Genomic DNA, 11,816 nt, shown 5'->3' on the forward strand with positions numbered 1-11,816 from the left:
CGTCCCGGCGGGCGGACGTCAGCCGCGCAGGGCCGCCATCCACGCCTCGACGTCGGCGGAACGGCGCGGCAGGGCGGCGGAGAGGTTCCGGTTGCCGTCCTCGGTGACGACGAGGTCGTCCTCGATCCGCACCCCGATGCCCCGGTACTCCTCGGGCACCGTCAGGTCGTCGGACTGGAAGTACAGACCGGGCTCGACCGTCAGGCACATGCCCGGCTCCAGGGTGCCCTCGGCGTACGCCTCGCGGCGGGCGGCGGCGCAGTCGTGGACGTCCATGCCGAGCATGTGACCGGTGCCGTGCAGCGTCCACCGGCGCTGGAGCCCCAGCTCCAGGACCTTCTCCACCGGGCCGTCCAGCAGGCCCCACTCCACCAGCTTCGCCGCCAGCACACGCTGGGCGGCGCGGTGGAAGTCCAGGTACTTCGCGCCGGGCCGGACCGCCGCGATACCCGCCTCCTGCGCCTCGTACACGGCGTCGTAGATCGTGCGCTGGAGGTCGGTGAAACGGCCGTTCACCGGCATCGTGCGGGTGACGTCGGCGGTGTAGAGCGAGTGCGTCTCCACGCCCGCGTCCAGCAGCAGCAGGTCACCGGAACGGACGGGCCCGTCGTTGCGGACCCAGTGCAGGGTGGTGGCGTGCGGTCCGGCGGCGCAGATCGAGCCGTACCCGATGTCGTTGCCCTCGACGCGGGCGCGCAGGAAGAAGGTGCCCTCGATGTAGCGCTCGGAGGTCGCCTCGGCCTTGTCCAGGACGCGCACGACGTCCTCGAAGCCGCGGACGGTCGAGTCCACCGCCTTCTGCAACTCGCCGATCTCGAACTCGTCCTTGACGAGCCGGGCCTCGGAGAGGAAGACGCGCAGCTCCTCGTCGCGCTCGGCGGTGACCTTGTCCGTCAGGGCGGCCTGCACCCCGGCGTCGTGCCCGCGCACCACGCGCACCGGCCCGCTCGCCTCGCGCAGGACACCGGCGACCGTGCGCACGTCGGCGCAGGGCATGCCGTAGAGCTGCTCGGCCTCCGCCAGGCTGTGCCGCCGTCCCACCCACAGCTCGCCCTGGCCGTCGAGCCAGAACTCGCCGTTCTCCCGGTCGGAGCGCGGCAGCAGGTACAGCGTCGCGTTGTGGCCGCCCCCGGGGCGCGGTTCCATGACGAGGACGCCGTCCTCGGTCTGGTCGCCGGTGAGGTAGGCGTACTCGACGGACGCGCGGAAGCTGTACTCCGTGTCGTTCGAGCGCGTCTTCAGGTTGCCCGCCGGGACGACCAGGCGCTCGCCGGGGAAGCGCTCGGAGAGCGCGGCGCGGCGGCGCGCGGTGTGCCCGGCCTGCTCGACGGGACGCAGGTCGCGCAGTTCCGTGTCGGCCCAGCCGCTCCTCATGTTCTCGGCCAGCTCGTCGGACACGCCCGGGTTCAGGCCGTTCTTCCGCTGTTCCGTCGGCTGCTCGTCTTCCGGGGTCTCCGGCGACTGCTGCTCGGCCACGTCGCTGCCTCCTCGCGTACACCAGTGGGGCCGCTGTCCATCGTATGTCCGAACGAAGGCGGCACCCAGGGGGCGGGTTCTGTGACCTTCCCGTCGTCGCGGGCGGTCGGTCGGCCGGGGCGCGGTGCGGCGCGTCCGCGCGGTCAGAAGCGCGCGGCCAGCAGGACGACGTCGTCCTCGCTGTCGGCGTCCGCGAGGCCGCCGGGCAGCAGCGCGTCCAGGACGTGGTCGGCCAGGGCCTCCGGATCGTCCCGGACGGGGGGTTCCGCGCCGAGCGCGGCGGCGTGCAGCCGGGCGAGGGCCCGGTCCAGGGGCTCGCCGGTGCGCTGGACCAGCCCGTCGCTGTAGAGCAGGAGCGTTTCACCGGCCGCCAGGTTCAGCTCCACACTGGGCGCCTCCCAGCAGGCGAGCATGTTCAGCGGCGCGGAGAGCGTCGTCTCGGCGAACGCGCAGCGCCCCGGGCCGACGATCAGCGGCGGGCAGTGCCCGGCCCCCGCGAGGGTGACCCGCTTCACCGCGGGCTCGGCGTAGCCGAAGAGCGCCGTCGCGCACCGGGCGGGTTCGGTCAGCCGCAGCAGCAGCTCCAGGTCCGACAGGACGGCCACCGGGTCCTCGCCCTCCATCACCGCGTACGCGCGCAGCGAGGCCCGCAGCCGTCCCATCACGGCGACGGTGCCGGGCCCGGCACCGTCCACCCCGCCGACGGACAGTCCCACGGCGCCCTCCGGCAGCGGCAGCACGTCGTACCAGTCCCCGCCGCCGCGCGGCCCGGCGCGGTGCCGCACGGCGAGCCGCACGCCCGGCACCCGGGGCAGCCTGCTGGGCAGCAGCTCCTCGCGGACGGCGCTGACCGCCTCCCGCGCCCGTGCCAGCTCCAGACGGCGGGCGAGGTGCTCGCCCGCGCAGGCCAGGTAGCGGCGCAGCAGTTCACGCTGGCGCTCGGTCGGCTCGGCCGGTTCGTCGTACAGCCACACGGCGGCGCCCGTGCGCGGGTCGGCGGCGGCGAGCGGGGCGGCGTAGCTGGCGGCGTAGCCGAGCCGGGCCGCGACCTGGCGGTGCCGGGCGTCGAGGCCGTCCTCCCCGGCGATGTCCGGGTGCGCCACCTCCCGCGCCTCGCCGGAGCCGGCGGGCCCGGGCCGGGCGGCCCCGCCGGGTGCAGCGGGCGGGGCGGGTGCGGGCCGGGCGGACGCGGGCGGGCCCGGTGCGTGCGACTGCGGTGCGTGGTGGCCCGCTGCGTGCGGGGCGGGGCCGGGCGGCGTGTCCAGCAGACACCCGAAGTTGGCCGAACTGGGGACGGTCTCGATCTGGCCGAGATCCGCCCGTCCGAGACCGAGTCCGACGGTGCGGGCGGGCCCGAGGCCGTCGGCCGGCCGGAGGACGATGAGCCCGCGCCGGGCACCAACGAGCGCGGCACCGCCGCGCAGCGTCTCGTGCAGCGCGGCGTCGAGCGTGGGGGTGCGGGCCAGCCGCTCGGTCAGGTCGTGCAGCGTGCTGAGGTCGGAGAGCCACCCGGCCAGCCGTTCCTGGACGGCGGCGAGCTGCCCGGCCGGGCAGCGGGGGGCGTCCGGCGCGCCCGGGGCGGCGCCCTCCCGGCGCGGCGGGTCCTGGCAGTCGTCCCCGCAGCCTTCCCGGGGGGCCTCCCCGGGGCCTTTCCGGGGGCGCGGCCCGGGGGGCGGTCCGGGGGAGCCCGCCGCCGGAACGGGCGGATCAGTGTGCTCGGGTGACAACGGGGGTGGATTGATTCCAGCCACTTTTGACGAGTGCGGCGTGCTCATGGCAAGCCGCTTCCACCGGCCGCGATTCCTCTCAAAAGCATCGCAAACCCCCATGTCATACTGCTCTGCCAGGAATGCTTCCAGATGTACACGCCGTGATGACACGATGTCCAGCATCACCCGGTTCGTTGCGCCGGTGTCCGGGAGGCGTCCGAGCCGGGGACGGTGCTCCGGGAGGTGGCGCAGGTTGGCGCGAAAAGTACCCCGCGTGTACGTTTCCGCGATCGACTGACGCTGACCGGAGCGGGTCACCTACTGCTCCGGGTACGCAAGAGGAAACGGAAGCGGGGCAGTCCGTCCCGGCCGGAACCCGGTGGCCGGACTGCGCGTCGTACTCGGTGTAGCTCGGAAATTTTGTCCCCGCGCCCGTGAGTGGCGAAAAGATTCGGGCACCAGGTACGTCACGTACGGTACGAAGAGAGCGCAAGCGCCACGCGCGCGCCACCCCCCGCCACGTTCCACGCTCGACCCACGGCATGATGCGCTGCTTTTCCGCACGCGCGGTGACGTGGTCTCCACGCAGTGCGGCAATTCTCGTTGAGCTGTCGGTGTTTACGGACGTTACGGAAAGGAACGAGCGCTCATGCGCGAGATCCCCGGAAGGCGACGCGTGACCCGATGGGCGCGGCGCACCACCGCGCTTACCTGTGCGACCGAGTGGCGGTGGCCGGTTGTGCCCGGAGCGGAGCTGCGGGAGTCCTGGCGTCCTGGACGCGCCGCCGGGCGCCTGTGCTCCTGCCCCCGCGCGGACTGCTCCGTGCCGGGCCTGCACCCCTGGGAACCGGGCCTGCTGGCCGCCACCACCGACGCCCGCATGGTCCGCTGGTGGTGGACGCAGCGCCCCGGCGCCCCCGTGCTGCTGGCCACCGGCGGCAGGGCGCCGTGCGCGCTGAGCCTCCCGGCGGACGCGGGTCTGCGCGCCCTGGCCGAATGCGACCGGCTGAACCTGCGCACGGGCCCCGTCATCGCCACGCCCACCCGTGTCGCGCTGCTGGTCCGCCCGTACGACCTGGCGGAGCTGGGCGAGCTGCTGTACGCCCAGGACTGGGTGCCCGGCTCGTTGCGCTTCCACGGCGAGGGCGGCTACGTCCCGCTGCCGGCCTCCCAGACGGTCGCGGGGCCGGTCCGGTGGGAGCGCCCGCCGTCCGGCGCCGTCCCGTACCTCCCCGACACGAAGCCGCTGCTGGACGTGCTGGTGGAGGCGGGTGTGGCGGCGCTGCGCCCCGGGACGTACTGAACCGGCGCACCTGAACCCGGCTGACGGCCGCCGCCGCGGGACATCCCCGCCGCGGCGGCCGTCGGGCTGTGCGGGGCGGACGGCCGCCGGCGTCCCGCCGGACGGGCCGGGCAGGCAGGAGAGGCCGTGGCGGGGACGGGCCGGGCGGTGGCGGGGGAGCACGCGGCGCCGGGCGCGGACGGCGTGCGGCGCGGACGTCATCCGGCGCGGACGCGTGCGGACATGCGAAAGCCCGGTCGCTGGCGACGGGGGATGCACCAGCGACCGGGCTCCTAAAAGGTAACAAGAGATGAGCCGTTCGCAAATCCGGACGTGCCTTTTGAGCCGCCGAATCACCTGCTCACAGCGGCACTTGTGACCGGAATCACCGCTCTTTGATCATTCAAACAGTCCTGCGCGGCCACGGTCAGCTCAACGTGATCTGGCGGTTCGTCAGCCCGCTGCGGGCCCGCCGCTCGTCGGCCGTCAGCGGAACGTCACTGCTCAGCGCCTCGCCCAGCCGCTCCGCGAACGCCGCCGCCGGCTTCTCGCACTCCCCGGCCGTCATCGCGCCCGGCAGGTCCCACACCGGCACCATCAGCCCGTGCGCCCGGAACGAGCCCACCAGCCGCGTGTCCTCACCCAGCGCCGACGCGCCGGCCGCGTGCAGCCGGGCGAGCGCGTTCATGAGCCGCTCCTCGGGGTGCGGCATGACCCAGCGCAGGTGGTTCTTGTCCGGCGTGCGGCACCAGTAGGCCGCCTCGACCCCGGACAGCCGGCTCGTCGGCAGCGCGGCGGCGTTCGCGCGCTCCAGCGACGCGGCCACCTCACCCGTGGCGTTCTCCGCGTCGGGCAGCCAGAACTCGAAGCCCTCGTGCACCTCCGGCACGAACGGCGCGTCCGGGGCCAGCAGGTCCTGGAGCCGCGGCCCGTCCGGCTCGGCCCGCCCGGCGGGAACCGGCTGCCCCGGCTCGGTGCTCAGGGCGCGGCGCAGCACGTCGGCCAGGTCCCGGCTGAGGTCACCGGAGGCCGTGTCGTTCTGCACGCCGACCATCACGGCGCCGTCGTCGCGCCGCAGCGCGGGCCACGCCATCGGCAGCACGGTGGCCAGCGTCACCGAGGGGACGTCGTCGGGGAGCCCGTCGGCCAGCGTCAGCGGGACCGTCGCGGCGGGCACCAGCTCACGCAGCGCCACCCAGTCGCACTCGCCCGGCAGCCCCTCGAACGGACGCTGCACCAGTTCCGTCGCGGCCTGGGCGGCGGCCCGCCCGTGGCAGGCCTTGTAGCGGCGGCCCGAGCCGCAGGGGCAGGGCTCGCGGGCGCCGACGACCGGAACCTCTCCGTCGACGAGCTGCGGCTTCGCAGCCTGGGGCTGGGGGCGGCGCTTCTTGGCCATGCGCGGGACTCCGGGTAACGACGCGGACGTGCGGACGCTCGGAGCTTAGGCCACCCGCCGTCCGCGCCGCTGTCCTCACCCGCGCCCGCCGCGCCGATGCCTCCCGGCGCCCGGACGCCGTCAGAGTTCGACGCCCAGCCCGTCCAGGCCGTCCAGCCCCTCCAGGCCGTCCAGCGCGTCGAGCAGATCCATCCCGCGCAACGCGTAGGCGGGGGTGGTGCCCTTGGCGCCGTCGTAACCCTTCTGCTCCTCCACGACGGCCCACACCGTCACCTCGTGGTGCTCCGCGTTCTCCCGCACGCCCCAGGCACGGGCCAGGGAGGTGATGATCGACAGGCCGCGGCCGCCGCGCGCCGTGACCGAGGGCGTCGAGGGAAGCGGCCGCGTCGGTCCGCCACCGTCCGTGACGGCGATCGTGACCTCACCCGACGGGTCCCGCGCCCAGTCCGCCCGCACCGAGTCGTCGGGCGGCAGCGGCTGCGCGTGCCGGTAGGCGTTGCTCAGCAGTTCGGAGAGGACGAGCACCGCGTCGTCCACGACGGCGTCCGGCACACCGCAGCCGCGCAGTTCCGCGCGCATCCGCCGCCTCGCCTGTCCGACCCCGACGGGGCCGTGCGGGACGGCCATCGTCGAAAAAGTCGGCACTCCCTGTGCCATCACCAACGCCACCCCCGCAACCTCCTCAGCCCCACGCAACGTGATGGATGCCCTCCTGACCCATGGTGGAAACCGTGCACCGCCACCTCGTTGACGCATTCCTGACGTTCCGGTACGCACTGAATGCGCCGGAGCACACCCGGTGAGGGGCGCGTCCCGGCACGGTACTCAGTCCGCCGTCAGCGCCGTCCCAACTCGCTGAGCTGGTCCAACACCTGCCGCGGCCGGTTGGTGATGATGGCGTCCACGTCGAGCCGGGCGCACAGCTCGATGTCGATCGGGTCGTCCACCGTCCACACGTGCACCTGGTGCCCGGCCCGCTGCGCGCGGATGACGTAGTCGGGATGGGCCCGGATGATCCGCATGCTCGGCCCGGTGATCCCCACCCCCGCCGGAAGCCGCCCCTCCCGGTGCCTGGGCAGCAGGAACGGCATGAGGTAGACCGTGGGCATCTCCGGAGCCGCCGCCCTGATCCGCTGGAGCGACCGGGCCGAGAAGCTCATGACACGGACGGCACCGGTCAGTTCGTACCGCGCCACCAGCTCCAGCACCCGCTCCTCCACCTGGCCGGCCCAGCGGGTGGGGTGCTTCGTCTCGACGGCCAGCTCCACCCGCCGCCCCGCCCGGTGGCACTCCTGGACGAGCTGGAGCAGCCGGTCGAGGGTGAGGACGGACGCCCGGCCGCGCTCGGCCTTCTCCGGCTGCTCGTACGGGTCCTTCCAGGAGCCGAAGTCGAGCGCGGCGAGATCGGCCAGCTCCAGCGTCGAGACCGCCCCGCGCCCGTTGGACACCCGGTCGACGCGGCGGTCGTGCACGCACACCAGATGCCCGTCGGCCGTCAGCCGGACGTCGCACTCCAGCGCGTCGGCGCCGTGCTCGACCGCCTTGCGGTACGCGGCGAGCGTATGTTCGGGGGCATCCTCCGAGGCGCCTCGGTGGGCGATGACAGAGATGGGGCGTCGCACCGCGTCATCGTCCCATCCGGCCCGGGTTCGCGGACCGGCGCGGTGCGCTGGCCGGGAACGATGTGCCGGGCGTAAGGACCGCCGTGGAGGGTAGCCGGATGGCTTACGCCGTGCTGACGTGTGATGGGAAAAGCTGACCGCACACTGGAGGACGATCCAGCGCTCGCTGGTGAAGCCTGCTGACGACTGCGTAACCGGAGGAGAACTGCTGTGAGCACCGAGCACGAGGGCGTCGACCGGTCGCCTGAGGAGCGCCGCGCCGCCGACGAGACGGCGCCTGGCGACCGCGTGCCACCGGTGGCTCCGCCGGAGGAGCCCCAGCACCGGCCGTCCGGCGGCGACGACACGGCCCGGCTGCGTGCAGTGGACCCCCAGGCCGCGCCCCCGCCGCGCCCCGCGGCGCCGCCCGCGCCCGTGGCCCCGCCCGCACCTGCGCCCGCGCCGGACCAGGGCAGCGCCGAGGCACCCGGCACCCCGGACGGCGCCGCCGCCCAGGAGCACCCCGCCGGCGCCCCGGAGAGCCCCGGCGCCCCGGCTGCCTCCGGCGCCGCCGCCCCGGGCGGCTACGGCGACCCCCCGGCGGCGCACACCGCCGCCCACAGCGGCCAGGGCGGCGGCTACGGGGACCACACCGGCGGCTACGGCGGTCAGGGCGGCTTCGGCGGTCACACCGGCGGCTACGGCGGTGCGGCCCAGCCGTGGGGCGCCCCCCCGCCCCCGCCGAAGAAGAAGGGACGCGGCGGCTTCGTCGCCGCCCTCATCGCGGGGGCGCTCGTGACGGGCGCCGTCGGCGGCGGCATCGGCTTCTGGGCCGCCGACCACAACGCGACCCCGGCCTCCGAGACGGTGAAGTCCTCCGCCTCCGGACAGGAGACCGTCCAGCGGGCCCCCGACTCCGTCGCGGGCATCGCGGCGAAGGCACTGCCCAGCACCGTCACCATCCAGGTCAACGGCGGCAGCGGCCGTTCCGGCGGCGGCACGGGCACCGGCTTCGTCTTCGACCGGCAGGGCCACATCCTCACCAACAACCACGTCGTCGCCAGCGCCGCGCAGGGCGCGGACCTGAGCGTCGTCTTCTCCGACGGCAAGCAGTACGACGGTGAGGTCGTCGGCCGGGCCGAGGGCTACGACATCGCGGTCATCAAGCTCACCGACCCCGAGGGCGCCACCCTCACCCCGCTCCCGCTGGGCGAGTCCGGCCAGGTGGCCGTCGGCGACTCCACCATCGCCATCGGCGCCCCCTTCGGCCTCTCCGGCACCGTCACCACGGGCATCGTCAGCGCGCTCAACCGGCCCGTCGCCTCCAGCGACGCCGAGGGCTCCTCGGCGTCCTACATGAGCGCCCTGCAAACGGACGCCTCCATCAACCCGGGCAACTCCGGCGGCCCCCTCCTCAACGCCGAGGGCGAGGTCATCGGGGTCAACTCGGCGATCCAGTCCACCAGCGACGGCGCCCTCGGCGGTCCCGCCGGCAGCATCGGCCTGGGCTTCGCCATCCCCATCGACCAGGCCAAGCGCGTCGCGCAGACCCTCATCCAGCGCGGCGAGCCGGTCTACCCGATCATCGGCGCCACCGTCGAGATGAACCAGAGCAACGACGGCGCCACGATCTCCGAGGGCGGCGCGAACGGCACGGAGGCCCTCACCCCGGGCGGACCCGCCGACGAGGCCGGACTCCAGCCCGGCGACGTCATCACCAAGTTCAACGGCACCGCCATCGACAGCGGCCCCACCCTCATCAGCGAAATCTGGACCCACCAGCCCGGCGACCGGGTGACCCTCACCTACGAGCGCGGCGGCCAGGAGAACCAGGTCGAGCTGACCCTGGGCGAGCGCGTCGGCGACGACTGACCGGCTAGGCTGTCCCCGCGCGGCGCCCGCGGGCGCCGCGCGGGGAGGCGTGCCCGAGCGGCCGAAGGGAACGGTCTTGAAAACCGTCGTGGCAGCGATGTCACCGTGGGTTCAAATCCCACCGCCTCCGCGTTGACAGCAACGGAAACGGTCCCTGACCACCACAACGGTCAGGGGCCGGTGCCATGCCCGGACTCCGCACCCTGACCCCCGGGGAGCTGGGAGACCCACTAGGGATGTGCGCAGAGTGCCCCGGGACATGCTTCCCCTGCACTTACTCCCAATTTCCCGGAAGCCACTTTCCTACGGCACGCACTCAGACAGCCCGCCAGCGCGCATGCCGGGACCGAGGCTTACTCACCAATACAACGAGCCCCTTCTCGCGTAGGGCTTGGAGAGCGCCGCGCACCTGAACAGAATCGAGTCCTGTCCTTTCCTCGATCTCGTTCCTCTGCAGATGCCCCTCGGAAAGCGATGCAAGAACTGCACCCTGCAGTTCGGTCACAGTGGACTCGGCTGGCGGCGCCCCTGCCTCCCCTTCGTCTACGGTTGCGGTGACTGACCCGGCTCCTTCGATCAGGTCACCGAACAGGCCATCCTCTGGGTCGTGGCCATGCCGACCCGCAAGCGTGTAGAAGGCAGATCCGCGCGTACCGAACTGTTCTACGATTCTTCTGTCGACAAGATCCTTGAGATCTCGAGTGGCCGCCCTACTGTCGTGCACACCGGTCGCCGCCCTGTACGAGCTGTTCGTCATCGCCCGACCATTACGCATCATCACGAGAGCGGTCATCTGAGGCCGTGACAGTGGACCCGGCTCTAGGCTTCCCAACCAGGCAAGCGCGTTGTCGTCAATCAACGTATGGTTGGGAAATTCTGCAGAAAAAGAAGAGATGTCATCAATGAATCGTGGAGGCTCCATGCCCGCCTCTGTCAGGGCAATGCGAATGCGAGCGATTCCGCTGCCTCGATTCTCACAGACCATCCTGTTGTCATTATAAGGAGTGTCTTCGAGGATCTTGAGCAGTGCCCTGTTGTGTGACGATGAAATCGTTTCCGTGCCCAGATTGTTCACTTCTGCCGGGCCGTAGAGGCCGCCAGGGTTTCGGATCATGAGCCTGTCCGGATACATTTCCACCTGCACCTGCATCCCCCGCGCGAACTCGGAATAGTCCCTGTGCACCAGCGCGTTGACGAGGGCCTCGCGCAAAACCTCCTCCGGGTACTCCCACTCATCTGTGCGGTAGAGACCGGATACGATGCTTCGCCGCTTCATATTGCGCTTGAGTGTGCGAATGCATTCGCTCACCATCTGCGGAATAGGGCCGTCTATGGATCGATTCTCTGTAAAACGTTCACCCGAGGGGCCCAAGACGCCAGCCTCGGGGGTCGGGTCAGCGACGAAAGTGATATCAAGCTGAGGCTCAAACTGCTGGGGGTAGAGCCCGAACGCAAGAAGGCCAGCCAGCGACGGAACCAGTCTGTCTTCGTGCTTCACGAGAACGTTGAGCATCCGCAACGCTTCTTCGTCGATGATCCTGCTGAAGATCGGAGACTTTGTCTCCCGCACTCGACGCAAGAACCCACGGATCAACTCTTCATCGAGATCAGATGGCGAGGATTCTACAATGGGACGCAGGTTCTGACGTTGTTCGCTGCGATTCGAGAGGAGGACGCAAACTTCGTAGTCCGTTAGCTTTCGGTCGCCATCACTGAGCCTCTTCGAGATGGCCACCGATCAGGTGACAGGCTTGAGCCGCAACGAGCGAGGCCCCCGGGCTGTTGATCGAGGTGTCTGACGTCTCAATCACGCTGCTCGGGGGCCTCGTTGGTCATCTATCCTGCCGCACTCGACTTGCCTCATGCGCTTGTGGAGTGGGTCACCATGCTCGTTGTCACCCGTGAGGGCGACCGGCGCTGCAAGCTCCGCCCGTCCCAGCGCGCGATGGTGGCACTGGTGTACCTGCGCGAACACGTCACCCTGGCTAAGATCGCTGCTGGGTTCGGGATCAGCGAGTCCACCGCTCACGCCTACACCAACGCGGTCGTCCACCTGCTCGCCGAACGGGCGCCGGGTCTGCTGAAAGTCCTGCGCGAGGACGGCCCCGACTTCGTCCTGCTGGACGGCACGCTCGCCGAGTGCGACCGGGTCGGCGACTCACGCGCGGACTACTCCCACAAGCACCGCCGGCACGGGGTGAACGTGCAGGTGGTCACCGATCCGGTCGGACGGCTGCTGTGGCTCTCGCCCGCTCTGCCGGGCCGTGCCCATGACCTGACCGCCGCCCGTACCCACCGGATCATCCGTATCTGCGAGCTCCAGGGCGTCCCGGTCTTGGCCGATCTCGCCTACCAGGGCGGCGGGCCTTTGGTGACCACGGGCATCAAACGCAGGCCCCTGCAGGACCTCACCAGTACCGAGAAGACCGTCAACCGGGCTCTGGCCACGGCACGGGCACCCGTCGAACGCGGTGTCGCCC

At 71.9% G+C, this 11,816-nt stretch carries 9 protein-coding genes and 1 tRNA gene; 4 read left to right on the forward strand and 6 right to left on the reverse strand.

Annotated elements, in window-relative coordinates; translation table 11 throughout:
- Window positions 1-18: 18 nt before the first annotated feature.
- Window positions 19-1,476 (reverse strand): aminopeptidase P family protein, encoded by a 1,458-nt coding sequence (locus V1J52_RS18575; protein WP_330140980.1) that lies wholly within the window; start codon window positions 1,474-1,476, stop codon window positions 19-21.
- Window positions 1,477-1,619: 143 nt separating this feature from the next.
- Window positions 1,620-3,368, reverse strand: a complete 1,749-nt coding sequence (locus V1J52_RS18580) for a PP2C family protein-serine/threonine phosphatase (protein WP_330140981.1) — start codon at window positions 3,366-3,368, stop codon at window positions 1,620-1,622.
- Between the two features lie 466 nt (window positions 3,369-3,834).
- On the opposite strand from V1J52_RS18580, the gene V1J52_RS18585 reads away from it, so the two are divergent.
- A complete protein-coding gene (locus V1J52_RS18585) occupies window positions 3,835-4,488 on the forward strand; it encodes a bifunctional DNA primase/polymerase (protein WP_330140982.1) in 654 nt (217 codons plus the stop codon).
- A 406-nt stretch (window positions 4,489-4,894) separates the two neighbouring features.
- Here the strand turns inward: V1J52_RS18585 and V1J52_RS18590 are convergent, their stop codons facing one another.
- The 3 genes from V1J52_RS18590 to V1J52_RS18600 form a co-directional block, all read right to left on the reverse strand.
- A complete protein-coding gene (locus V1J52_RS18590) occupies window positions 4,895-5,863 on the reverse strand; it encodes a DUF5926 family protein (RefSeq protein WP_330140983.1) in 969 nt (322 codons plus the stop codon).
- Window positions 5,864-5,983: 120 nt separating this feature from the next.
- Window positions 5,984-6,520: an ATP-binding protein gene (locus V1J52_RS18595; protein ID WP_443075861.1), complete on the reverse strand. Its 537-nt coding sequence runs from the start codon at window positions 6,518-6,520 to the stop codon at window positions 5,984-5,986.
- A gap of 179 nt (window positions 6,521-6,699) precedes the next feature.
- On the reverse strand, window positions 6,700-7,485 hold the full coding sequence (locus V1J52_RS18600; protein WP_330140985.1) for a glycerophosphodiester phosphodiesterase: 786 nt from the start codon (window positions 7,483-7,485) through the stop codon (window positions 6,700-6,702).
- 210 nt (window positions 7,486-7,695) lie between these two features.
- On the opposite strand from V1J52_RS18600, the gene V1J52_RS18605 reads away from it, so the two are divergent.
- On the forward strand, window positions 7,696-9,336 hold the full coding sequence (locus V1J52_RS18605; protein WP_330140986.1) for a S1C family serine protease: 1,641 nt from the start codon (window positions 7,696-7,698) through the stop codon (window positions 9,334-9,336).
- A gap of 43 nt (window positions 9,337-9,379) precedes the next feature.
- Window positions 9,380-9,466 (forward strand) — tRNA-Ser (locus V1J52_RS18610).
- Between the two features lie 186 nt (window positions 9,467-9,652).
- Here the strand turns inward: V1J52_RS18610 and V1J52_RS18615 are convergent.
- A complete protein-coding gene (locus tag V1J52_RS18615; protein WP_330140987.1) occupies window positions 9,653-11,071 on the reverse strand; it encodes an ATP-binding protein in 1,419 nt (472 codons plus the stop codon).
- Window positions 11,072-11,164: 93 nt separating this feature from the next.
- Here V1J52_RS18615 and V1J52_RS18620 point away from each other — a divergent pair.
- Window positions 11,165-11,816: transposase family protein (locus tag V1J52_RS18620; protein WP_330140989.1), on the forward strand; the 652-nt coding region annotated here is incomplete at its 3' end.

Source organism: Streptomyces solitudinis, assembly GCF_036323765.1.
Classification (GTDB): Bacteria; Actinomycetota; Actinomycetes; order Streptomycetales; family Streptomycetaceae; genus Streptomyces.